Origin of the sequence: Streptomyces cylindrosporus, from assembly GCF_022698165.1 — a bacterium.
Taxonomy (GTDB): Bacteria; Actinomycetota; Actinomycetes; order Streptomycetales; family Streptomycetaceae; genus Streptomyces; species Streptomyces cylindrosporus.
Genome location: NZ_JALDAY010000006.1, coordinates 498,596 through 520,503, shown reverse-complemented (window position 1 = coordinate 520,503; position 21,908 = coordinate 498,596). Strand labels below are relative to the sequence as shown.

The window sequence follows — 21,908 nt, the reverse complement described above, 5'->3', positions numbered from 1 at the left end:
GTCGATCCCGTGATCATGAATAGCCGCCGCACCGTACTGCTCGCCGCCTCCCTGCTCCTCACGGGATGCGGCGGCGGGGCCGTGGCGTCCTCGGGCCGTCCGTCCGAGGTCGCCACCGCCGAACCCGGCACGCCCAGCGTGAGCCCCCTGCAGACGTCCGAGCCGGAGATGTCCGCCGAGGCCGCGCGGGTGCAACTGCCGGGCCTGGGCCCGAAGACGCTGGCCGAGGTGCCCTCCGACGCCCGGCAGGCGGTCGTCGTCACCGGACGCGGCGCGAACTCCCCGAAGTCCACGGTCGTCCTGTACGAGCGGACCGCGACGGGCTGGCAGGCGGGCACGCCCTGGCCCGCCCACAACGCCCTCAGGGGCTGGTCCGACCACCACATGGCCGGCGACCTCCGCTCACCCATCGGCGTGTACGGCCTCACCGACGCCGGCGGGCTGCTGGCCGACCCCGGCACCAAGCTGCCGTACGACCAGGGCTCCGGCTTCACCTCGCCCGGCACCGGATTCGAGGGCGAGCCGCTCGCCGGATCCTTCGACTACGTGATCGCCATCAACTACAACCGCCGGGCGGGCACCTCGCCCCTGGACTGGACCCGCCCGCTGGGGGCGAGCCGGGGCGGCGGCATATGGATCCACGTCGACCACGGCGGCCCCACCCACGGCTGCGTCAGCATCGCCGAGAACCACATGAAGGAACTGCTCCGGGCGCTGGACCCGGCCCTGCACCCGGTCGTCGTCATGGGCGACGCCGCGTCCCTGGCCCGCTGACCGCTTAGGATCCGCCGGGTGTGCGCACATGTGCTGGTCGCCGAGGACGACGAGATGCAGGCCGAACTCATACGCCGCTCCCTGCTGGCGGAGGGCCACACGGCCACCGTCGTCCACGACGGGGCGGCCGCGCTGGACGCCGCCCGTCGGCTCAGACCCGACCTCGTCGTCCTCGACCTGATGCTGCCCGTCGTCGACGGCTTCGGGGTGTGCCGGGTACTGCGGGGCGGAGCCGAGGACATCCCCGTGCTGATGCTGACCGCCCGCTCCGAGGAGGACGACCTGCTGCTCGGCCTCGAACTGGGCGCCGACGACTACATGACCAAGCCGTACAGCCCGCGCGAGCTGATGGCCCGCATCCGGACGGTGCTCCGGCGCAGCGGGCGGGCGGCCGCCCTGCCGGAGAATCCCGTCGTACGGGCGGCGGGGATCGCCGTCGATCCGCAGCGGCACGAGGTGCGTTGCGACGGGGAGCTCGTGGAGTGCACGCCGGGCGAGTTCCAGATACTGCTGGCCATGGCGGGGGAGCCGGAACGGGTGTTCACCCGGCGGCAGTTGCTCCAGTGCACCCGCGGCTTCGACCGGGCGTCCACCGAGCGGGCCGTGGATGTCCACATCATGAACCTGCGCAAGAAGATCGAGGCCGACCCGCGCAAGCCGGTGCGCCTGCTCACCGTGTTCGGGGTGGGCTACAAGCTCAGCGGCGGACGCGCATGACGAGCCGCATCCCGCTGCGCAAGCGGCTGCTGGTACGGCTGCTGATCGCCTCCGCCCTCATCGCCGTGTGCTCCGTGGCCGCCACGACCTGGCTCGCCGTGGAGACCACCACCCGCGCCCTGCGCGAGGAACAGGGCCAGGACCTGGCCGACGACATGAAGATCCTCGCCGAGCTGAGCGGGTACGCCGCGACCCACCCGCAGTGGAAGGGCGTCCAGTCCCTGGTGGGCACGCTGGCCCGGCAGACCGGCCGGCGCATAGCGCTGACCACCACCGACCGCACCCTGATCGCCGACTCGGCCCGCAAGGGCACCGCCCTGCCCCTCGGCGCCGCCGCCACCGTCGACCCCCTGCGCACCGACACCTACACCCAGCCCGGCGCCCAGCTGAGCGGAATCGACCCGCGTGCCGTGGGCCCGTACCGGCTCACGGCGCAGGAGCGCGCCAAGCTGGACGCGTTCGCCAAGAACAAGCGGTCCTGCTACGCCGAGCACGGCGTCGACGTGAAGCTCGAGCACAGCCCGAGCGGCCGTCCGCTCCTGCTCAACTCGGACGGCAGCGACGCGTCCAGCGATCTGATGGAGGGGTGCGGGTACGGACTCAGCCAGCCCGTCCCCACCGAACAGAAGGCGCTGGACGCGCTGGCCACCACCGCCCGCGACTGCCTGCGCAAGCAGCACCCGAGTCTCGACGCGCCGCTGTTCCTCTACATGAGCCCGAGCAGCACGAACCCGGTCGGGCGGCGCATCCTCGCCAAGTACGCCAAGGACCTCGACCCGCAGGCCCAGAAGACGGCGGAGACCTGCGTCGAGGCGGCCCAGCGCACCCAACTCGACCCGTACGTCGCCCCGGCGGCCGAGCTGTACCTCGGCGGCGACGACACCACCCCGCCCCGCTTCGACATGTCCCCGGCCAACAAGGCGAAGATCGTCGGCGTGGTCGGGCTCGTGCTCGCGGTCACCGTCGCCGTCACGGCCGTCGTCGCCACCCGGCTCGTACGGCCCCTGCGCGCGCTGACCGCGGCCGCCCAGCAGCCGCCGGAACGGCATGTGCGCGTCCCGGTGACCACCCGCGACGAGACCGGGATCCTCGCCGAGGCCTTCAACGACCTGGCCGAGCGCCGCGAACGCATCGAAGCCCAGCGCAAGGCCATGGTCAGCGACATCGCCCACGAACTGCGCAGCCCCCTCACCAACATCCGCGGCTGGCTGGAGGTCACCCGGGACGGTGTCGTCGACCCGGACCCCGCGCTGCTCGCCTCCCTGCACGAGGAGGCCCTCGTCCTGCAGCGGATCATCGACGACCTCCAGGACCTCGCGGCCGCCGACGCGGGCACCCTGCGCCTGCACCCGGAGCCCCTGCACGCCGACGAACTCCTCGACCAGGTCGCCGCCGCCCACCGCGTCGCCGCGGTCGCGGCCGGGGTGGACGTGCGCACCGAGACCGACGGGGAGTGCCGGCTCGACGCGGACCCGGTGCGGATGCGGCAGGCCCTCGGCAACCTCGTCTCCAACGCCCTGCGGCACACCCCGGCCGACGGCACGGTCACCCTCGCCGCCCGCCACGAGGGGAACGACGTGGTCTTCACGGTGGCCGACACCGGTACCGGTATCGCGGCCGAGGACCTGCCGCACGTCTTCGACCGGTTCTGGCGGGCGGAGAAGTCCCGCAGCCGGCGCACCGGCGGCAGCGGGCTGGGGCTGCCCATAGTCCGTCACCTCGTCGCCGCGCACGGCGGCACGGTGACGGCGGAGAGCGAACCCGGCGGCGGCGCGGTGTTCACGCTGCGCCTGCCGGGCGCTCCGCAGCCGGACAAGGCCTAGCCGTTACGGGCCTGTGCCGCACGCCGTCGCCGTTGCAGCAGCCGCCGTTCGTTCTCGTTCAGGCCGCCCCACACGCCCAGGCACTCGCCCACGTCCAGTGCCCAGCGCAGACAGCGCTCCCGCACAGGGCAACGACCGCACACCGCCTTGGCCTGTTCCGTCTGCAACAGTGCCGGGCCGGAAGTGCCGATCGGGAAGAAGAGGTCCGGGTCCTCGAACCGGCAGGCGGCCTCGTCTCGCCAGTCGTCCATCAATGTCACCTGCGATCGATGTCGTATGTGCCCTCGCGAATGGCTTACTCGCTTCCGGGTCACCTGTCGATGCGTGAGTGAAACAACGGAGTCCTGGGAGGGTGCCGGTCACTGCTCGCGCAGGCCCCACGGGGAGCCGTACTCGGTGAGCAGGTCGAGGAACGGGCGGGCCGGGAACGCCTCCGGGCCGAGGACGCCCGAGCCCGACCAGGCGCCGGTGGCGAGGAGTTCGAGGGCGACGACCGGGTTCACCGCCGTCTGCCAGACCACGGCCTGGCTGCCGTACTCGGCCATGGACCACTGGTTGTCGACCACATGGTAGAGGTACACCTCGCGCGGCTGCCCGTCCTTGGTGCCGCGCACCCAGGTGCCCGCGCAGGTCTTGCCGTGCATGCGCTCGCCCAGCGTCGCCGGGTCGGGCAGACAGGCGGCGACGACGTCCCGGGGCGAGACCGCGACCGGTCCGCCGGAGCTCGGCACGGTGACCGGCTCGGTGCGGTCCAGGCCCAGCAGGTGCAGCGTCCTGAGAGTGTCGATGAACTCCCGGCCCAGGCCGTACTTGAAGGTGACCCGGCGGGTGTCCACCCAGCGCGGCACGAGCAGCACCTCCTCGTGCTCCACGTTGACGCACTCCACCGGGCCGATGCCCTCGGGGAAGTCGAAGACCTCCGGCTCGCTGAACGGCTCGGTGGTGAACCAGCCGCGGTCGGCCTCGTAGACGACCGGCGGGTTGAGGCACTCCTCGATCGTGGTCCAGATGCTGAAGGAGGGGGCGAAGTCGTAGCCGTCGACGGTCAGGTTCGCGCCGTCGCGGACGCCGATCTCCTCGATCTCGTCGAAGAGCTCGTCGGCGGCGTACCGCGCGAAGACGTCCGACAGACCCGGCTCGACGCCCATGCCGACCAGGGCCAGCGCGCCCGCCTTCGCCCACTCCTCGGCCTGCGCGAACTGGTCGTCGCCGAGCTTGACCCCGCACTCCTCGTAGGGGCGCTCGGGGTGCGGGTGGGACAGGGACATCGCCATGTCGAGGTAGGAGGCGCCGGCGGCGCGGGCCGCGCGGAACAGGGGCAGCACGAAGCGCGGGTCGGTGGCGTTGAGCAGGACGTCGCAGCCGTGCCGGCGCAGCAGTTCCACCACCGCGTCCTCGTCGCTCGCCTCGACGCGCTCGGCACGGAAGCGACCGTCGTCGACCGTCGCGACAGCGGCCTCGGCGCGCGCCGGGTCGAAGTCGGCCACCACCATCGCCTCGAAGAACGGGCGGCGGGCCGCGATCCGGGTGATGGCGGTGCCCACACCGCCGGCGCCCACGAGCAGTACACGCATGACAGATCTCCCTGTCCTGAGGATGGATGACGAGGGGCCCCGCCGCAGATACAACGCCGCCGCCTCACGTAAGGTCAATGGCGTTGGCATAAGGGAGGCAGGCATGCCGAAACCGGTCGTACCCGAGGAGAAGCGGCGCAGGCGCCGGCCGACCAGGAGCGGGACGGTGCTGTCCGAGGCGCTGATCGTCGAGACGGCCCTGCGGATGCTGCGCGAGCACGGCAGCGCGGGCCTGACCGCCCGCCGACTGGGCCTCGCCCTGGACGCCGACCCGAGCACCCTCTACCGCTACTTCCGCGGCATGGACGACCTCACGCTCGCCATCGGCGACGCCCTCATCGGGCAGGCCCTCGACGGCTGGCGGCCGACGGGGGAGTGGCGGGCCGACCTGCGTGATGTGGGCCTGCGCATCCATGCCGCCTACGTCGCCCATCCCCAGGCGGCCGTGCTGACCACCAGCCGCGTCACCGGCCGCGCGAACGAACTGGCCGCGGACGAGGCGGTGTTGGACGTCCTGCGCACCGCGGGTTTCCCGCTCCCGGACACCGTGCGCATCTACCACGCCTTCATCGACCAGACCCTGGCCTTCGCCGCCCTCGACGCGGCGTCCCTCGCCCTGCCGAGCGCCGCCCTGCACGCCGACGAGGACATGTGGCGCTCCACGTACGCCCGCCTGCCCCGCACCACCCACCCACGCATCGCCGAGGCGGCACCCCTGCTGGCGGCCCGCATGGTCGACAGCGCGTACCCCACGGCGCTGGAGATGCTGCTCGACAGCGCGGAGGCACAGCTACGGGCACTGAACGGCTGACGGCCGGTTCCTGCGATCCACCATGTGACCGATCCGGGCCGCTCGGACTCGGGGCGACGGGTCGCCGTCAAGGTCGTGCACGCGCCCTACGTGCAGGACGAGGAGTGATCCAAGCCCTGCAGCCCGCGCGAGCTGATGGCCCGGATACGCACCCCGGTGCTGGGCGGTGACCAGCACCCCGGACACGCAGACGGTCTTCACGATGCGCCTCCCGCACCCCCCGACGCGCCGTCGGCCGAAGCCGCCGAATGACACGGGCGCGGGTCAGAGCCCGGTGGCCGTACGGATCAACCCGGCGAGAGCCACGGAGCGGCTGTGGGGCGGCCAGGCGATGTGGGTGACGACGGGCGGCGCGTCGGTCACCGGGACGGTGGCGTGCGCGGCCCACAGCCAGGAACGGGCGGACTCGGGGAAGACGGTGACGGTGCGTCCGAGGGCGATCAGCTGCGCCAACTGCGTCTGGTCACGGATCTCGGGGCCCGGGCCGGGCGGATAGACGCCGTGCCGGGGCCAGCGCGCGAGCGGGAGGCCCGGGATGTCGCCGACCTCGGCCAGGGTCAGAGTCCGGCGTGCCGCGAGAGGGTGCCCGGCGGGAAGGACGGCGATCTGCCCCTCGCGCATCAGCTCCTCGCTGTCGAACCCGGCGAGGGAGTCGAACGGCGCGTGCATGAGCGCCACGTCGGCTCGCCCGTCGCGCAGCATCTCCTCCTGCTCGCACATGCCGCTCGGGAGCACCTCGATCTCGGCGGCGTCGGGCTGGGCCGCGTAGGCGTCCAGCAGTTTCTGCAGGAGGTCGTGGGCGGCCGCGGCCTTCACCGCCAGCACCAGACGGTTGCCGGAGCCGCCCGGCGCGTCGGCGCCACCGGCGCGACGGGTACGGCGGGCGGCGGCGGTGGCCGCGTCGAGGGCCGCACGCCCCTCGTGCAACAGCACCTCTCCGGCCCCGGTCAGGGCGACGCCGCGACGGTTGCGTGTCAACAGGGCGACGCCCAGGCGCCGTTCGAGCTGCTGGATGGCCCGGGACAGCGGTGGCTGGGCCATACCGAGGCGCTCGGCGGCGCGGCCGAAGTGCAGCTCCTCCGCGACGGCGAGAAAGTACCGCAGCTCGCGGGTCTCCAGGGTGTCCATGGCCAGAGCGTACTTCGGTGATACCCGCCGGGTATGACAGGGCACCGGATCGGTGTTGGATGCAGCCCACGTCGGCGAGCGAGCATCAGTGCCATGAGCGAAACGAAGATCGCGCTGGTGACCGGCGCGAACAAGGGGATCGGGTACGAGATCGCGTCTGGGCTCGGCGCCCTCGGCTACCGGGTGGGTGTGGGAGCCCGCGACGAGGCCCGGCGCGCGTCCGCCGTCGAGAAGCTGCGCGCGGGCGGGGCGGACGCGTTCGGCGTACCCCTGGACGTGACGGATGATCAGAGCGCCATAGCCGCCGCGGAACTGATCGAACGACAGGGAGGGCGCCTGGACGTCCTGGTCAACAACGCGGGCATCTCCGGTGAGACCGGGCCGGGGTGGGTGCAGGATCCGACCACGCTCGACCTCGACCTGGTCCGCACGGTCGTGGAGACCAACGTCATCGGCGTCATCCGGGTGACCAACGCGATGCTGCCGCTGCTGCGCCGCTCCACGTCGCCCCGTATCGTCAACGTCTCCAGTTCCGTCGGCTCCCTGACCCGGCAGGCCGACCCGGACACCGAGATCGGTCCCGTCATGGCGGCCTACGCGCCCTCGAAGTCGTTCCTCAACGCCGTCACCGTGCAGTACGCCCGGCAGTTCGCCGGCACGGACATCCTGATCAACGCCGCCTGCCCGGGCCTGGTCGCGACCGACTTCAACGGTTTCCACGGTCCCCGCACCCCCGAGCAGGGCGCGGCCACGGCGATCCGGCTGGCCACACTGCCCGACGGCGGCCCGACGGGTTCGTTCTTCGAGGACGACGGTGTGATCCCCTGGTGAGACGCGGGGTGTGAGGTGTGATCAGCGGCCCTGCACGGGCTTACGCCCCGCGCAGCGCCTCCGCGGCCGCCGCCACGACCGCCTCCGACACCGCCGCCAGCGCGGGCGAGTCCAGCTTCCACTGCTGCCAGTACAGGGGTACGTCGACCGACCGCTCCGGCGCCAGGTGGACAAGGCGGCCGGCCCGCAGCAGGGGCTCGGCCTGGACCTCGGGGACCAGGCCCCAGCCGAGCCCCGCGGCCACGGACTCGGCGAAGCCCTCCGAGGTCGGCATGTAGTGGCGTTCCGCGCTCGCCCCGCGCCGGTCGTGCCGCAGACGGCGGACGAAGGCGTCCTGGAGGTCGTCGCTGCGGTCGAAGGCCACCGTCGGCGCGGTCGCGAGGCAGTCCCGCAGCGGTCCGCCGAGATGCTCCCGGGCGAAGTCCGGGTTGGCCACCAGCACGTACCGCATCCTGCCCAGCGCCCGCACCGAACAGCCCGTGACCGGCTCGGGCGACGAGGTCACGGCCGCCATCACCAGGCCCTCCCGCAGCAGCGACGCCGTACGGGTCTCGTCCTCGCGGCGCAGCTCGAAGCAGAGCCGCGGCTCGTGCCGTACGCGGGTCAGCGCCGGCAGGAGCCAGGTGGCCAGGGAGTCGGCATTCACCGCGATCGACACCCGGGTCGGCTCCCCGGCACCGCTCATCCCGAGCTCGGCACGCGCGTCGCGCTCCAGGCGGGCCAGCTGGCGGGCGAAGCGGACCACGACCTCGCCCGACTCGGTGGGCCGCACCGGTTTCGTGCGCAACAGCAGCACCCGGCCCGTGCGCTGCTCCAGCGCCTTCACCCGCTGGCTCACCGCCGACGGCGTCACATGCAGCGCCGCGGCCGCCGCGTCGAAGGTGCCCTCGTCCACCACCGCGAGCAGCGTCCGCACCTGGTCGAGGGGAAGCTCGGTCAGCTCTGACTTCACGAGCGCTAAGGATACGTAAGAATCTTTAGCTGTACGTCAGGATGTCGCTTCCCTAGCGTCGATGGCATGACCAACGCCCTGACCGCCGCGGCCGCCGGATTCGGCACCGGCCTCTCGCTGATCGTCGCCATCGGCGCCCAGAACGCCTTCGTCCTGCGCCAGGGGATCCGCCGCGACGCGGTCCTCGCCGTGGTGGGCATCTGCGCCCTGTCCGACGCCGTCCTGATCGCGCTCGGCGTCGGCGGTGTGGGCGCGGTGGTGGTGGCGTACCCGCAGGCGCTCACCGCGGTCGGCTGGATCGGCGGCGCCTTCCTGCTCTGCTACGGCGCCCTGGCCGCCCGCCGCGTGTTCCGGCCGGGCGACGGCGCCCTGCGCGCCGAGGGCGAGGCGGCCGGCTCGCGCAGGCGGGCGGTGCTGACCTGTCTGGCGCTGACCTGGCTCAACCCGCACGTCTACCTCGACACCGTCTTCCTGCTCGGCTCGGTCGCCGCCCACCGCGGCCCGCTGCGCTGGACCTTCGGCCTCGGCGCCGCGCTCGCCAGCCTGTGCTGGTTCGCGGCCCTCGGCTTCGGCGCTCGGGCGCTCGGCCGCTTCCTGGCCAGGCCGAGCGCCTGGCGGGTGCTCGACGGGCTGGTCGCGGCGACGATGATCGCGCTCGGCGCGCTGCTCGTCGTAAGGGCGTGAAAGCTTGATGAAGGCGAGCCGCTGAAGTCCACAAGCTGAGAATGCGCGTCCCGAACTCTCGGCCCCTGCTGGGATAGTGAACCCTGGACCCGAAAGATGTATCGAGCAACCAGGACACCCGTGGACACCAGCGAGAGCAGCACCGAACCCCAGTCGGCCCCCGTCGCGGAGGATCCCCCGCGCAGGGGCTGGCGCCGCTGGGCCATGGACACCCGTCCGCTGCGCATCCCGGCCTACCGTCGGCTGTGGTCCTCGACGATCGTCACGGCGGTCGGCAGCCAGCTCACCGCGGTCGCCGTACCGAAGCAGATCTACGACATCACCGGCTCCTCGGCCTGGGTCGGCGCCGCCAGTCTCGCGGGCCTGCTGCCGCTGATCGTGTTCGCGCTGTGGGGCGGCGCGGTCGCCGACAGCATGGACCGCCGCAAGCTGCTGCTGATAACCAACAGCGGGATCGCCGTCACCTCGCTGCTGTTCTGGCTGCAGGCCGTCACCGGCCTCGAGTCGGTGGCCGCGCTGATGGTCCTGCTCGCCATGCAGCAGGCCTTCTGGGGGCTCAACGCCCCGGCCCGCAACGCCTCCATCGCCCGACTGGTACCCGAGGGACAGCTGCCCGCCGCCAACGCACTCGGCTCGACCGTGATGCAGACCGGCCAGGTCGTCGGCCCGCTGCTCGCCGGCGCGCTGATCCCCGTCATCGGCCTGCCCGAGCTGTACCTGATCGACGCGCTCGCGCTGTGCGTGACCGTATGGGCCGTCTACAAGCTGCCCCCGCTGCCGCCCCTGGCCGGCGCCGCGACCCGGCGCGCGGGGGTGCGCGAGATCGCGGAGGGCTTCCGCTACATCTCCATGCACAAGGTGCTGCTGCTCTCCTTCCTCGCCGACATCATCGCGATGGTCTTCGGCATGCCCCGCGCCCTGTTCCCGCAGCTCGCCGCCGAGACGTACGGCTCCTACGGCGAAGGGCTCGCGCTCGGCCTGCTGTTCGCGGCGATCCCCATCGGCGCCGTGCTCGGCGGACTGTTCTCCGGCACCTTCTCCCGGGCCCGGCGGCACGGTCCGATGGTGATCGGCGCGGTCGTCGCGTGGGGGCTGGCGATCACCGGCTTCGGACTGAGCGGCAACCTGTGGATCGCCGCCGCCTTCCTGGCCGCGGCCGGGGTCGCCGACATGGTCTCGATGGTCTTCCGCGGCGCGATCCTGCTGTCCGCCGCCACCGACGAGATGCGCGGCCGGATGCAGGGTGTCTTCACGGTCGTCGTCGCCGGCGGCCCGCGCCTGGCCGACGTCCTGCACGGCACCGCCGGCTCGGCCTTCGGCCCGCGCGCGGCCGTCGCCGGCGGCGGGCTCCTGGTCGTCGCCGTGATGCTCGGCCTCGCCCTCGCGGTGCCCGCCCTGCGCCGCTACCGCGTCTGATCCGCTACAGGACGCCGCGCCGGTGCGTCGCGTACTGCTCCATGAGCTTGCCCCGCGTCATCTCCAGCCGGTGCGCGAGGATCTCGGCGACGCTGCGCACCAGCACCACCCCGAGCCGCGGATCCTCCTCGCACAGCCGCAGCACCTGCGCCGCGTCGAACTCGTAGGCGCGCACGGGGCTGAAGGCCTCCGCGCCGAAGTCCCACTCGTGCGGCGGGAACAGCCAGGACCAGCCGAGCAGATCGCCCGCGCCGAGGCTCGCCACGGTCACCCGCTGCAGCGAGTTGACCCGTTGGTCGAGGGAGACCGCCCCCGAGCGGACGACCCAGAAGCGGTCGGCCCGGCCGCCCGCCTCGAAGATGCGGGTGTCCTCCGGGAAGGAGACCTCCCGCGCGAGCGCCATCAGGCTCTGGCGCTGGGGTGGGGGAAGGGCGGTCAGCAGCTTGATCGCTTTGGTCATGACGCGGGGCTCCTCGCCGGCCGGGGTTCCGGTGTTTCCCTACGCCCATTTCATCCGCTGCGGGCGCCGCGAGCACCTCGGCGGACGGCAGTTCCGCGAAGAAGTCCCCGGACGTGAAAAAGCCCTGGCTGGACGGGGGAGGCCAGCCAGGGCCGTAAGCGGTGGTGTCGGAGGACCGATATGGTCCACTCCGTCACCACGTATGTATGAACGGTAAACCATCAAAGAGGATTTCGCGTAGCCCGAAGCGGGTCACGTGACCGGTTTCACTCGGTGGTCCCGGTGCGCGCCGCGCGCTTGCCCGGGGTCAGGACCTCGTCCAGCACCCTGACCACGACCTCGTAGGCCAGCGTCCGTACGGCGGCGGCGTGCGCCGGGTCGGGGGAGCCGGCCCCGAACTCCTCGCTCCGCGACTGCCAGGTCAGCTGTTCCTGCTGGGCACAGGCCCGGGCACGCTGGAGGCGACGCAGCAGTTCGTCCGAGTCCACGACATCCGTCATGACGTCCGGGTACCCGCAAAACGCCGTGGGATGACCGGTGTCCGCCCGCTCGTTGCGATGTTTGTCCGGGCCTGCCCAGGTGAGCCGTAGAAGAGGGGCCCCACTTCTCATGCTGCCTACAGGGAGCCAGGCGATGTGCAACGAGCACAGGACCGAAACCACCGTCGAGCCGGGTTCCCGGGGCTACGGGACGACACGGCTGTGCAGGCCCGCCGAGGCGCGCAGGGCCGTGGAGCGGGTGGTTGCCGAGCGCTGCCGCGCCGCCCGCACGCCGTGCGACCCGGATGCCCTGGGCGACGCTCTGCTCGTCGTCTCGGAACTCACGACCAACGCGATCCTGCACGGCGGCGGGGTCACCGACTTCCACGTCGACGTCGCCGGGCCGTGCCTGCGGGTCTCGGTCAGCGACCGCAGCGACGAGATGCCGGTGGCGGGGGCGCTGGAGGCGCGCGACCGGCACCGCACCGGCGGCCGCGGCTGGCCCATCGTCTGCCGGCTCGCCCGTGACGTGCGGGTTTCCGAGCTTCCGAGCGGCGGCAAGTGCATCACCGCCGAGGTCGCTCTTTCCTGAACTACTCTTCGTGAAATTCTTTTCCGGATGGCCGTTTGTTCCGGCAGGGCCAGGGCAGATGGAGAATCGTGCTTCGGACCGGAGGCGCCCCCAGCGGGAGCGGTATGACCGCCCTGGGCCCTCGACCGGTCCGGGTGGTGTCCATCCCGCGGTAAGTCCCTGAAACCCACGTTCAGGAGCGATTCCGCATGCTCATCGACATGTCGACAAGCCGTCCCGGCGCACGTAACCGGCCCACCGCCCAGCGCAAGCGCCGTCACGACGACGCCCCCGACACGGCGGACCTCTTCGCCCGCCTCTCCCGCCTTCCGGACGGCCCCGAGCGGGACAGCGTCCGCGAGGAGCTCGTCACCGCCTGGCTGCCCATGGCGCACCGGATCGCCGGCCGCTTCCGCGACCGCGGCGAGTCCGTCGAGGACCTGCGCCAGGTCGCGGCCCTCGGCCTCGTCAAGGCCGTCGACCGCTTCGACCCGGAGCGTGGCGCCTTCGAGAGCTACGCCGTCCCCACCGTGACCGGCGAGGTCAAGCGGCACTTCCGGGACCGGATGTGGGCGCTGCGGGTGCCCCGCCGGGTGCAGGAGCTGCGCAACAAGGTCCGGGTGGCCCGACGTGAGCTCACCCAGACCCCGGGCAGCCCCGAACCCACCGTCGCCGACCTCGCCGCCCACAGCGGCCTCACCGAGGACGAGGTGACCTGCGGACTGGAGGCCCTGGAGAGCTTCAGCACCCTGTCGCTGGACGCCGAGCTCTCCGGCGACGAGGACGGCTACAGCCTCTCGGACACCCTGGGCGAGCCCGACAACTCGTACGACGTCGTGATCGACCGCGAGTCCGCCAAGGAGTGCCTGCGCCGCCTGCCCGAACGCGAGCGCGCCATTCTCTACATGCGCTTCTTCGAGGACATGACGCAGAGCCGGATCGCCGACCGGCTCGGCATCTCCCAGATGCACGTGTCCCGCCTCATCAGCCGCAGCTGCGCCCAGGTGCGCGCCGAGGCGCTCGGACAGCGCGGCCGGTGCGACACCCGGCAGCGTCCGGCCGCGGCGGCATGAGACCACGAGCGAACGAGGAGCGAGAACCATGCTGATCCCCCATCCCGCCGTCCTGCGCAAGCTCGTCGAGGAGTACGAGTCCCTGCGCGCCGAGGAGGCCGAGACCGGCCGGGGCTGGGCAAGCCCACGGGCGCAGGACCTGGCCTACACCCTGTGCGTGTCGACCGGCACCCGAGACGTGAGACGCGCCCTGGAAGCGGCCCACCGTCTGCTCGCGGCCGCCCCCGCCGACGGGCCCCGTCCCACCGCGGCCGTCGAGTGACCGGGCCCGGTGAAGGGCACGACGAAGTGGAGCGGCTGCGGGCCGAGGTGCGCGACCTGCGCGCCCGGGCCCGTACCCGCCCGCCGATCGAGCGGGCCCAGGGCATCCTGCAGGAGCGTTACGCACTGCCCGACGGAGACAGCGCGTTCGCGCTCATGCAGCAGGCATCCCAGCGGTTCAACATCAGGCTGCGCATGCTCGCCGAGGCCGTGGTCACCGTCCCGCGCCCGGACCACGGCGAGCGGCTGTGGTTCCCGCAGCGCGTCCGCCACCCCGAACCGACGCTGACCTTCGCGCCCGGCCACGGGCGTCAGGCCCGCAACCGCGGGGCCGTGCTGAGCGCTGTGCTGAGCCAGACCCTCGCCGTGGTCGGCACCGGCATGGGCAACGTCCAGGTGGCCGACCGGGTCAGAGGCGGCCTGCGGCTGGAGAAGCACACCGGCCTGACCGAGGACTTCGTCGACTTCTTCGAGCACGTCAGCGGGGAGGGCACCGCCTGCGCGCAGGCTGCCCGCGACATCGCCCAGGTCACGGTCCGGGACGTGGAGAGCGACCCGGTGTTCTCCGAACCGGCCCGCGCGGCCATCCTGGAGGCGGGCAGCCGGGCCTGTCACAGCGTGCCGCTGACCACCGCGTCGGGCCTGTGCGTCGGCATGGTCTCCGCGCATGCCGAGCACACCCTGCGCGAGCCGACCCGGGCCCAGCTCAAGGCGCTGGACGTGATGGGCGCCGAGGCCGGCCGCTGGCTCGCCTGGCACGACCGCACGGTGGTCCTGGACGCCCTGGAGTACCTCCACTCCCTCGGCCGCGCCCGGCGCGGCACCCGGATGCGCAGGGCGTGACCGGGGCGGGGTCTGAGGAGCGCGAGGCGGGGAACACGGACCGGATGAACGAATCCGAGTTTCCACCCGAGCACCGGCCCGTCGACCTCTACCTCGGCCTCCTGCGCAACCGGATGGACACGGAGGACTACCGGCAGCTTCTCGACGTGGTCGAGCCGGTCCTGCGCGCGCTGGAGGAGCAACGTCTGTCCTCGCTGGACTTCGCGCTCGACGGCGGGGAGGCGGACGAGCTGTCGCAGGAGCTGCGAGACGAGGCCGCCCTGGTCATCGCCGCCGCGGTCACGGGCCGGCTGGACAACGAGGTCATCGAGATCCAGGTGGCGGAGACCGGCCCGGTCCGGGTGATCACCGACGCCGACACCGCCGCCGACCCGGAACGGCTCGGCGAGATCGCCGACTACATCCGCGAACGGCACCGGCAGAACGAGGAGTTGCGGGGCATCGCCGAGGTCAGCGACCTGCCCACCGACTTCTGAGACCCCTCAGCGCTTCGGCGCCCGCACGGGCACCCGCAGCGGCCGCGCCAGGCCGACCACCGCCTCGTCGAGGCGCTGCAGATGCCGCAGCACGCGGTCGGTGATGCGGCCGTAGCGGGAGGTGCCGGGGACGTCGACCTCCAGGAGGGCGGCGAGGCTCGCGCCCGTCTCGACCTCGACGGCCGCCCGCTCGTCCGCGACACGTGCGGCGATCGCCCCGATGTTGTGCAGGATGCGCCGCCCGGCCCGGCGCAGCCGCGGATCCGCCGCGATCGAGGGATGGGTGGGCAGCAGTTCGGCCATCGCGGCCAGCGACCGCGCGTGGTAGGCGCACGTCTCCAGGAGCGCCACGACGTAGCGCGCGGTGTTGCGGCGGCCCCGCAGCGGGGTGATGGGGTGGGTCAGCGGCTGGGTGGCGGCCCGCAGGTCGGCCAGCGCCTGGTCCAACTCGCGCGAGGCGTCGAGCAGTTCGGCCGGCGGCCCGCCGCTGAGCTGGTCGACGGCGGCCTCGGTGACGTCCCTGAGCCGGTCGAGGACGGTCACCAGGAGATCGTTGGTACGACGGTCCGTGTGCACCGGCAGCACGAAGGCCGCCGCGATGATCCCGCAGGCCGCGCCCAGCGCCGTCTCCTCCACCCGCAGCACCAGCACGGACAGGCTGTAGGTGTGCAGCAGGGTGTACAGCACGCCGAGTGCGGCCGTCACGAAGAACGACATCAGCGTGTACGACAGGGGCGCGGTGTAGAACATCGCGAACACGCACAGCAGCACCAGCGCGAACGCCGGCCAGGTGTGATGGCCTACCAGGCCCGCGAGCAGCAGGCCGGCGACGACGCCGAGGACCGTGCCGACCAGCCGGCGGTAGCCCTTGACCAGGATCTCGCCCGTCGAGGCGGTGTTGATGAACACGATCCAGCAGGTCAGCACCGCCCAGTACCAGCGCTGGCTGGACAGGAACTCGCCGCCGACGATGGCCAGCGACGACCCCACCGCGACCTGCAGGGCCGCCCGCGTGGTGGGCCGGTCGAGCCCCGACGGCTGCTCCCGCGCCTCCTCGTCGCCGGCGTCGATCGCGGCGTCCTCGGCGTCCAGCTCCTCCCGCGAGCGTGCCGTGGACGGGGTGTCGTCCGACTCGTCCTGGGGGCCGTCCAGGGCGATGCGCAGACCGAGGACCGCGCGGGCGGCCTCGCCGATGCCACGGAAGACGTCCTGGACGGCGGGGGAGGCCTTCGGCAGGTTCTCCTCGTCCCGGTAGCCCAGCAGCCGGTTGCGGACCTGGGCGAGTCCGGTGCCCGTGCTCACGGAGACGGGCCGCAGCACGAGCAGCCGTAGCGCCTCCAGATCCCGGCGCAGCGCGGCCGTCGCCTCCTCCCCGTCCGGCAGCCGGCCGCCCTCCGGCACGGGAGCGCCCGGCAGATGCAGGGTCAGCGTGTCGGCGCGCTCGGCGCTGCGCGCGGTCAGCAGCAGCAGGCCCAGGCGCTCGGCGGCGATCTCGGCGTCCGCGACACGCCGCTGCACCAGCCGGGCCACGGCCGCGTCGGCGGTGCCGTCCTCGAGACGGCCCTGGATCATCATCGCCGTCTCGTGCAGCCGGGCGGTGCCCTCGCGCAGGGCCGCCACCGCCTTCTCGGTCTCGTCCGGGCCCGCGTCGAGGAGTTCCAGCTGCGCGGAGACCAGCTGGGCCAGCCGGGCCCGGAAGGCGTCGCGCAGCCGCTCCAGGATCCCCGCGGGCGTCTCCGGCACCAGCACGAAACGGGCCAGGGCACTGGACGCGAAGGCCACCGCGACGACCCCGCACAGTCCGGGCAGGGCCGGGACGGTGGCGCCGACGAACAGGGAGACGAAGTAGATCTGGAAGCCGATCAGCCCGAGCGCGGTGCCCCGGTCCCCGAACCGCCGGACGTAGACGGCGCAGAAGATGAGCGCGACGAAGAACAGGTCGCCGGCCACGACACGGGAGTGCAGCACCGCGCCCAGCGACACGGAGGCCAGCGCCACCGGGAGGCCGAGCGCGAGGGTGAGGGCCTGGGCGCCGCGCTGCTTCTCCCGGATGGCGAAGGTGGCGACCATCGCGGCGATGGCCCCGGCCACCAGGTGGGACACGTCCGCCCGCAGCAGGGCGAGCACGGCCAGCGTGAGGGTGATGGCGGCCACAGTGCGCAGGCCCGCTGCCAGGCGCAGCAGCCCGGGGTCGGAGGCCACGACCCGATCCCTCAGCCGTGCCCGGACCGACCCACCCGCTGTCCTCACGCCGCCGTACTCGCTCCCGTTGTCAGGTCATGATCCGTATCTCAGCATGACACGACGCGGGCGGGCGGCCCGCACCCGCCTCACTCCTCGCGGTCGGCGCCCTCGACGTGGGCCCGTACCTGTTCGGGTGTCAGGTAGGCGTCGGTGAACTCGAAGTCCTTGAGCCGGGCCGCCTTGCGGGCCTGGAAGCCGGTGCGCACGAAGTCGTCGCCGGCCAGGGCGTTGAGCGTCCAGTTCGTCGCGACCCGGACCTTGGCCACGTTGGTGCGCAGTGCCATCCAGTGGTAGCCGCGGGCGGCGAACTGGGCGGGAATGCCCCGCAGTTCGATGCCGAGCGGCTTGGACACGGCGTCCGTCCCACCGAGGTCGACGACCAGGCCGAGGTCCTTGTGCTCGTACGGCGTGAGCGGCTTGCCGCGCAGGGTCGCGATGACGTTGTCGGCGACGTGCTTGCCCTGCCGCATCGCGTGCTGCGCGGTGGGCGGGCAGATGGCGTTCTCGTCGTCCTTGGCCCGGTCGGGCACCGCGGCGGAGTCGCCGAGCGCGAAGACGCCGTCCTGGCCGGGCAGGGTCATCTCGGCGTTCACCGCGAGCCGGCCGCGGACCGTCTCCGCGCCGAGTGTGGCGATCAGCGGGCTGGCGACCACCCCGGCGGTCCAGATCAGGGTGCGGGTGGGCACCACCCGGCCGTCGGTGAAGGTGACCTCCTCGGGGCCCGCCTTCGCGATGGACACGCCCAGGGAGACGTCGATGCCGCGCCGGGCCAGGATCTCCATCGCGCTGCGGCCGAGCTTGTCGCCCATCTCGGGCATCAGCTTCGGCGCGATGTCGATCAGGTGCCACTTGATGAGGGACGGGTCGATGCGCGGGTAGCGCTTGACCGCCGCGTGGGTGAGCTTCTGCAGACAGGCGGCGGTCTCGGTGCCGGCGTACCCGCCGCCGACGACCACGAACTGCAGCCGGGAGGCCCGCTCGGCCGGGTCGTCGCTCGCGTCCGCCAGGTCGAGCTGCGAGATGACGTGGTCGCGGATGTAGGCGGCCTCGGCGAGGGTCTTCATGCCGAAGGCGTGCTCGGTCAGGCCCGGGATGTCGAAGGTGCGGGTGACGCTGCCGGGGGCCAGCACGATGTAGTCGTACCGCTCGTTGACGATCTTGTCGGTGATGGTGCGGACGACGCAGACCTTGGACTTCAGGTCGACGCCGATCGCGCCGCCCGGGATGATCCGCGTGCGGTACTTCTTGCTGCGCCGCAGGGACACGGCGATCGACTGCGGCGTCAGTACGCCGGAGGCGACCTGGGGCAGCAGCGGCAGATAGAGCTGATAGGCGAACGGCGTCACCAGGGTGACGTCCGCTTCGTCGGGCGCGAGTTTCCGCTCCAGCCGGCGCACGCACTCCACACCGGCGAAGCCCGCGCCAACCACCAGGATCCTGGGTCGTGTCACGTCGTTCATCCCTTTCTGCGGCTCCAGGCGGTCTGCATCCAACGCCTTTCGCATGCCCTGGATCGCTGCACGCACCACATCGATCCCACCCTGCCTCCAGCCGTTCCGCCAGCTGGACGAGGCAGGCAGACGAACGCGTCGAGGACAACCTTGCCGGTGATCGACCGATCAGCGGAAGACGTTGTCCGCCTCGTCCCAGCTCGACAGCTCGTCGACCGGGCTCTGCCGGGGCTGCCGGGTGCGGGCCTGGTACATCGCGTCGATCTCGAAGGCGTAGTGCTTGACGATCGCGTCCCTGCGCAGCTTCATGGACGGCGTCATGAGCCCGTTGGCGGTGTCGAACTGGTCGGGCAGCACCCGGAACACCCGGATCGACTCCGAGCGCGACACCGCGCTGTTGGCCGCGGCCACGGCCCGCCCGATCTCCTCCCGCAGCGCGTTCTCCTCACGGGCCTGGTGGCTCGGCGTGTCGCTCTGCAGGGACAGCGAACCGCGCCAGTACGCGACGAACCTGGGGTCCAGGGTGATCAGCGCCCCCACGCAGGGGCGGTTGTCGCCGACGACGACCGCCTGGTGGATCAGCGGATGCATCCTGAGCCGCTGCTCCAGGGCGGCGGGCGCGACGTTCTTGCCGCTGCTGGTGACGATGATGTCCTTCTTGCGGCCGGTGATCGTCAGATAGCCCTCGGAGTCCAGCCGTCCCAGGTCCCCGGTGGCCAGCCAGCCGCCGCGCAGGACGGACCGGGTGGCCGCCTCGGCGTTGATGTAGCCGTGGAACACCGACGGCCCGCGGACCAGGATCTCGCCGTCGTCGGCCACGATGATCTCGTTGCCCGGCAGCGCCTGCCCGACGGTGCCCGACATCTCCCGGCCGAGCGGCTGCGCGGTGACACCGCCGGACGCCTCGGTGAGGCCGTACCCGTCGTTGACGTAGATCCCGATGCCCTCGTAGAAGAGGGAGAGTTCGCGGCTGAGGGACGAGCCGCCGGACGTCGCGCGGACCACTCTGCCGCCGAGCGCGGCACGCAGCTTGCGGTACACCGTCCGCTCGAACAGGGCGTGTTGCAGCCGCAGATCGAACCCGGGGCCCGAACCGCCGCCCAGCCGCTGGCGCTCCAGCGCCGCCGCGAAGTCCCGCGCCGTGTCCGCGGCCCGCTCGAACAGGGCCCCGCGGCCCGACTCCTGGGCGGTGCGCAGGAAGTTCTTGTAGATCTTCTCCAGGAGCGAGGGGACCGCGCACAGATAGGTGGGGCGGAACGAGCGCAGGGACGCGGACAGCGCCTCCTCGCTCATGTCGGGCTCGTGCGCCATCTGCATGCCGCCGCGGACGCAGAGCGTCTGCACGAGAAGGCCGTAGACGTGGGAGAAGGGCAGGAAGGCGAGCACGGTCGCCTGCCGCTCGCCCGGCGGGATCACGGTGTGGCCCCAGCCCCGCAGCAGTACGTCGCTGGCGCTCGCGAGGTTGCGGTGGCTGAGCGCGCAGCCCAGCGCCCGGCCCGTGGTGCCCGAGGTGTAGCTGATGGCGGCCGTGGAGTCCGGCAGCACGATACGGCGCAGTGAGTCGACGGTGGCCAGCGGGATGAACGTGCCGCGCTGCACGAGGTCGTCCAGCGCGCCCGCGTCCAACTGCCAGACGTGGCGCAGCCGGGGCAGGTTGCCGCACACGGAGCCGACCGTCATCACCGCCTGCTCGTCCTCCACCACCACGGCCACGCAGTCGGCGTCCCTGAGGACCCACTCCACCTGGTCGCGGGAGGCGGTCGGATAGATCGGCACGACCTCGGCGCCGACCGCCCACAGCGCGTGACTGAGCACGGTCCACTCGTAGCGGGTACGCGCCATGATCGCGACGCGGTGGCCGGGCGAGATCCCGGACGCGACCAGCCCCTTGGCCAGGTCCACCACCTCGTCCCGCACCTCCACCGCGGTCACCTCCTCCCACGTGCCGGAGGCGGGATCGGTGCGGCGCGCGAGAAGCGGCAGGGTGGGGTCGAGGGCCGCCGTGTCGAAGATGCTGTCGGCCAGCCCGCCGGTGAGGGGTGAAATGGTCGGGGGAGCGATGGCGACGTCGCGCATGCGCTGCTCCTGAGCTGTACGGAGGGTGACCACGTCGACGAGTTCCGTTGTCGACGGTGCTCGAATCTAGCCCAGGTGAGAGCGGATGGTGACCGGAACGTGCGAAGTGACGGAGCTGTGATGATCTCGGGGGTGCCGGATCACTCCTGGGTGTGGCGCGCGCAGCCCGTGACGACCTCGCGCAGACTCCCCGTTCGCTCCAGGAGATCGCGCTGGACCTGGGCGCCGGTGCCGCCGTCCAGCAGCCGTGCGCAGCCGGTTCGGGCGTGGTCCAGGTCGCCGGTGTCGGCGAGTGCGTCCCCGACGTGTTCGAGCAGTGCGCCGACCACGGTCTCGGCGGGCAGCCTGCGCATCGTCACGGGGTGCAGCAGTTCCTCGGTGAGCCCGGAGCGGGCGGCCCGCCAGGCGGCCAGCCGCAGCAGACTGACGCTGTGGTCGGCCGGCGCCCGGCCCGCCCGCCAGTCCCGGGCCGCCGTCTCCACGAGCCCGCGGGCAAGGAGGGCGACGAGGACGGCCGTCGAGGCGTGCAGACAGACGTCGGCCACCCGGATCTCCACGGTCGGATAGGTCTGGGACAGCCGGGCGTCGAAGTAGATCATCCCCTCGTCGAGGATCACGCCGCTCGCCACCATGTCGGCGACGAGCCGGTGATAGCGCTCGGCCGACCCGAACACCTCGGTCGGCCCGGCCGACGGCCAGCGCGGCCACACCCGGCTGCGGTAGCTGGCGTACGCGGTGTCCTTGCCCTGCCAGAACGGGGAGTTGGAGCTGAGCGCGGCGAGCACCGACAGCCAGGGCCGGATGCGGTCGAGGACGGCGACGCCCTCCTCGTCGGAGTCGACGCAGACGTGGACGTGGCAGCCGCACACGAGCTGTTCCTGCGCGGGCAGCCCGTACTGTTCGGCCATCCACTGGTAGCGGCTGCCCTTGCCGACGGACGGGCTGACAGGCAGCGGCGAGGTGGCGAGCGCGGCGACCGTGCAGCCGATCTCACCGGCGTGCCGGGCGGCCTCCCGGCGGCAGCGGACGATCTCGGCGCCCAGGTCCGCCATGTCGGCCTGGGGATGCGTGGCGAACTCCAGCATCTGCCCGTACAGCTCTTTCTCGAACACCCCCTCGTCGGCGCCGTCGTGCGTCGCCCGGGCGAGCACCGCGGCGGACAGCGCCCTCGGCTCACCGGTCTCCGGGTCCACCAGGAGGAGTTCCTCCTCCACTCCGACGGTCCGCACCTGAGGCCGCCTTTCTCCGACGTCGCCCTGTGATA

Annotated in this window: 22 protein-coding genes; 12 read left to right on the top strand and 10 right to left on the bottom strand. The window is 72.4% G+C overall.

Features of this window, described 5'->3' with window-relative positions; translation table 11 throughout:
• The first annotated feature begins 15 nt into the window (after positions 1 to 15).
• Genes MQP27_RS22155 through MQP27_RS22145 form a run of 3 tightly spaced genes read left to right on the top strand, consistent with a single transcriptional unit; the run spans position 16 to position 3,314 of the window.
• Entirely contained in the window at positions 16 to 774 is a 759-nt protein-coding gene (locus MQP27_RS22155; protein WP_242767155.1) for a L,D-transpeptidase family protein, read from the top strand.
• An 18-nt stretch (positions 775 to 792) separates the two neighbouring features.
• Entirely contained in the window at positions 793 to 1,491 is a 699-nt protein-coding gene (locus MQP27_RS22150) for a response regulator transcription factor (protein WP_242767038.1), read from the top strand.
• A complete protein-coding gene (locus MQP27_RS22145) occupies positions 1,488 to 3,314 on the top strand; it encodes a sensor histidine kinase (protein ID WP_242767037.1) in 1,827 nt (608 codons plus the stop codon). Before MQP27_RS22150 ends, MQP27_RS22145 begins: the two co-directional genes overlap by 4 nt.
• Here the strand turns inward: MQP27_RS22145 and MQP27_RS22140 are convergent.
• Positions 3,311 to 3,565, bottom strand: a complete 255-nt coding sequence (locus tag MQP27_RS22140; RefSeq protein WP_242767036.1) for a WhiB family transcriptional regulator — start codon at positions 3,563 to 3,565, stop codon at positions 3,311 to 3,313. The two genes, MQP27_RS22145 and MQP27_RS22140, sit on opposite strands and share 4 nt — an antisense overlap.
• 108 nt (positions 3,566 to 3,673) lie before the next feature.
• Entirely contained in the window at positions 3,674 to 4,888 is a 1,215-nt protein-coding gene (locus MQP27_RS22135) for a saccharopine dehydrogenase family protein (protein WP_242767035.1), read from the bottom strand.
• A gap of 103 nt (positions 4,889 to 4,991) precedes the next feature.
• Between MQP27_RS22135 and MQP27_RS22130 the strand changes: the two genes are divergently transcribed.
• On the top strand, positions 4,992 to 5,699 hold the full coding sequence (locus MQP27_RS22130; RefSeq protein WP_242767034.1) for a TetR/AcrR family transcriptional regulator: 708 nt from the start codon (positions 4,992 to 4,994) through the stop codon (positions 5,697 to 5,699).
• Between the two features lie 264 nt (positions 5,700 to 5,963).
• On the opposite strand, the gene MQP27_RS22125 is transcribed toward MQP27_RS22130, so the two are convergent.
• Complete coding sequence (locus MQP27_RS22125; protein ID WP_242767033.1) at positions 5,964 to 6,827, bottom strand: LysR family transcriptional regulator; 864 nt, start codon at positions 6,825 to 6,827, stop codon at positions 5,964 to 5,966.
• Between the two features lie 93 nt (positions 6,828 to 6,920).
• Between MQP27_RS22125 and MQP27_RS22120 the strand changes: the two genes are divergently transcribed.
• Positions 6,921 to 7,658 (top strand): SDR family oxidoreductase, encoded by a 738-nt coding sequence (locus MQP27_RS22120; RefSeq protein ID WP_242767032.1) that lies wholly within the window; start codon positions 6,921 to 6,923, stop codon positions 7,656 to 7,658.
• 40 nt (positions 7,659 to 7,698) lie between these two features.
• Here MQP27_RS22120 and MQP27_RS22115 read toward each other — a convergent pair whose 3' ends face one another.
• Positions 7,699 to 8,610: a LysR family transcriptional regulator ArgP gene (locus tag MQP27_RS22115; protein WP_242767031.1), complete on the bottom strand. Its 912-nt coding sequence runs from the start codon at positions 8,608 to 8,610 to the stop codon at positions 7,699 to 7,701.
• A 66-nt stretch (positions 8,611 to 8,676) separates the two neighbouring features.
• Here MQP27_RS22115 and MQP27_RS22110 point away from each other — a divergent pair, with 66 nt between their 5' ends.
• A complete protein-coding gene (locus tag MQP27_RS22110) occupies positions 8,677 to 9,294 on the top strand; it encodes a LysE/ArgO family amino acid transporter (protein WP_242767030.1) in 618 nt (205 codons plus the stop codon).
• 120 nt (positions 9,295 to 9,414) lie between these two features.
• Positions 9,415 to 10,710: an MFS transporter gene (locus MQP27_RS22105; RefSeq protein ID WP_242767029.1), complete on the top strand. Its 1,296-nt coding sequence runs from the start codon at positions 9,415 to 9,417 to the stop codon at positions 10,708 to 10,710.
• Positions 10,711 to 10,714: 4 nt separating this feature from the next.
• On the opposite strand, the gene MQP27_RS22100 is transcribed toward MQP27_RS22105, so the two are convergent.
• Together MQP27_RS22100 and MQP27_RS22095 are read right to left on the bottom strand one after the other, a co-directional pair.
• A complete protein-coding gene (locus MQP27_RS22100; RefSeq protein ID WP_242767028.1) occupies positions 10,715 to 11,170 on the bottom strand; it encodes a cyclic nucleotide-binding domain-containing protein in 456 nt (151 codons plus the stop codon).
• Between the two features lie 266 nt (positions 11,171 to 11,436).
• Positions 11,437 to 11,670, bottom strand: coding sequence for a hypothetical protein (locus MQP27_RS22095; RefSeq protein ID WP_242767027.1), 234 nt, complete (start codon positions 11,668 to 11,670; stop codon positions 11,437 to 11,439).
• Positions 11,671 to 11,803: 133 nt separating this feature from the next.
• On the opposite strand from MQP27_RS22095, the gene MQP27_RS22090 reads away from it, so the two are divergent.
• From MQP27_RS22090 to MQP27_RS22070, 5 genes are all read left to right on the top strand, one after another.
• Entirely contained in the window at positions 11,804 to 12,241 is a 438-nt protein-coding gene (locus MQP27_RS22090) for an ATP-binding protein (protein ID WP_242767026.1), read from the top strand.
• A 188-nt stretch (positions 12,242 to 12,429) separates the two neighbouring features.
• Complete coding sequence (locus MQP27_RS22085; protein WP_242767025.1) at positions 12,430 to 13,293, top strand: SigB/SigF/SigG family RNA polymerase sigma factor; 864 nt, start codon at positions 12,430 to 12,432, stop codon at positions 13,291 to 13,293.
• Positions 13,294 to 13,321: 28 nt separating this feature from the next.
• Positions 13,322 to 13,555: a DUF5133 domain-containing protein gene (locus MQP27_RS22080; protein ID WP_242767024.1), complete on the top strand. Its 234-nt coding sequence runs from the start codon at positions 13,322 to 13,324 to the stop codon at positions 13,553 to 13,555.
• Positions 13,552 to 14,397: an ANTAR domain-containing protein gene (locus tag MQP27_RS22075; protein ID WP_242767023.1), complete on the top strand. Its 846-nt coding sequence runs from the start codon at positions 13,552 to 13,554 to the stop codon at positions 14,395 to 14,397. Before MQP27_RS22080 ends, MQP27_RS22075 begins: the two co-directional genes overlap by 4 nt.
• A 44-nt stretch (positions 14,398 to 14,441) precedes the next feature.
• A complete protein-coding gene (locus tag MQP27_RS22070; protein WP_242767022.1) occupies positions 14,442 to 14,873 on the top strand; it encodes a hypothetical protein in 432 nt (143 codons plus the stop codon).
• A gap of 6 nt (positions 14,874 to 14,879) precedes the next feature.
• On the opposite strand, the gene MQP27_RS22065 is transcribed toward MQP27_RS22070, so the two are convergent.
• The 4 genes from MQP27_RS22065 to MQP27_RS22050 form a co-directional block, all read right to left on the bottom strand.
• Positions 14,880 to 17,123 carry an FUSC family protein gene (locus MQP27_RS22065; RefSeq protein ID WP_242767021.1) on the bottom strand — a complete coding sequence of 748 codons (2,244 nt, stop codon included), beginning with the start codon at positions 17,121 to 17,123 and terminating at the stop codon, positions 14,880 to 14,882.
• Between the two features lie 80 nt (positions 17,124 to 17,203).
• A complete protein-coding gene (locus tag MQP27_RS22060) occupies positions 17,204 to 18,577 on the bottom strand; it encodes an NAD(P)/FAD-dependent oxidoreductase (RefSeq protein ID WP_242767020.1) in 1,374 nt (457 codons plus the stop codon).
• A gap of 159 nt (positions 18,578 to 18,736) precedes the next feature.
• On the bottom strand, positions 18,737 to 20,644 hold the full coding sequence (locus MQP27_RS22055) for an AMP-dependent synthetase/ligase (protein WP_242767019.1): 1,908 nt from the start codon (positions 20,642 to 20,644) through the stop codon (positions 18,737 to 18,739).
• Positions 20,645 to 20,784: 140 nt separating this feature from the next.
• Complete coding sequence (locus tag MQP27_RS22050; RefSeq protein WP_242767018.1) at positions 20,785 to 21,873, bottom strand: glutamate--cysteine ligase 2; 1,089 nt, start codon at positions 21,871 to 21,873, stop codon at positions 20,785 to 20,787.
• Positions 21,874 to 21,908 lie beyond the last annotated feature (35 nt).

What these genes read in the sequence shown, in the direction of transcription:
- MQP27_RS22100 (WP_242767028.1), bottom strand. Translation starts at nt 11,170, where the DNA reads ATGACCAAAGCGATCAAGCTGCTGACCGCCCTTCCCCCACCCCAGCGC.
- MQP27_RS22090 (WP_242767026.1), top strand. Translation starts at nt 11,804, where the DNA reads ATGTGCAACGAGCACAGGACCGAAACCACCGTCGAGCCGGGTTCCCGG.
- MQP27_RS22120 (WP_242767032.1), top strand. Translation starts at nt 6,921, where the DNA reads ATGAGCGAAACGAAGATCGCGCTGGTGACCGGCGCGAACAAGGGGATC.
- MQP27_RS22155 (WP_242767155.1), top strand. Translation starts at nt 16, where the DNA reads ATGAATAGCCGCCGCACCGTACTGCTCGCCGCCTCCCTGCTCCTCACG.
- MQP27_RS22130 (WP_242767034.1), top strand. Translation starts at nt 4,992, where the DNA reads ATGCCGAAACCGGTCGTACCCGAGGAGAAGCGGCGCAGGCGCCGGCCG.
- MQP27_RS22135 (WP_242767035.1), bottom strand. Translation starts at nt 4,888, where the DNA reads ATGCGTGTACTGCTCGTGGGCGCCGGCGGTGTGGGCACCGCCATCACC.
- MQP27_RS22060 (WP_242767020.1), bottom strand. Translation starts at nt 18,577, where the DNA reads ATGAACGACGTGACACGACCCAGGATCCTGGTGGTTGGCGCGGGCTTC.
- MQP27_RS22095 (WP_242767027.1), bottom strand. Translation starts at nt 11,670, where the DNA reads ATGACGGATGTCGTGGACTCGGACGAACTGCTGCGTCGCCTCCAGCGT.
- MQP27_RS22055 (WP_242767019.1), bottom strand. Translation starts at nt 20,644, where the DNA reads ATGCGCGACGTCGCCATCGCTCCCCCGACCATTTCACCCCTCACCGGC.
- MQP27_RS22125 (WP_242767033.1), bottom strand. Translation starts at nt 6,827, where the DNA reads ATGGACACCCTGGAGACCCGCGAGCTGCGGTACTTTCTCGCCGTCGCG.
- MQP27_RS22070 (WP_242767022.1), top strand. Translation starts at nt 14,442, where the DNA reads ATGAACGAATCCGAGTTTCCACCCGAGCACCGGCCCGTCGACCTCTAC.
- MQP27_RS22110 (WP_242767030.1), top strand. Translation starts at nt 8,677, where the DNA reads ATGACCAACGCCCTGACCGCCGCGGCCGCCGGATTCGGCACCGGCCTC.
- MQP27_RS22145 (WP_242767037.1), top strand. Translation starts at nt 1,488, where the DNA reads ATGACGAGCCGCATCCCGCTGCGCAAGCGGCTGCTGGTACGGCTGCTG.
- MQP27_RS22080 (WP_242767024.1), top strand. Translation starts at nt 13,322, where the DNA reads ATGCTGATCCCCCATCCCGCCGTCCTGCGCAAGCTCGTCGAGGAGTAC.
- MQP27_RS22085 (WP_242767025.1), top strand. Translation starts at nt 12,430, where the DNA reads ATGCTCATCGACATGTCGACAAGCCGTCCCGGCGCACGTAACCGGCCC.
- MQP27_RS22140 (WP_242767036.1), bottom strand. Translation starts at nt 3,565, where the DNA reads ATGGACGACTGGCGAGACGAGGCCGCCTGCCGGTTCGAGGACCCGGAC.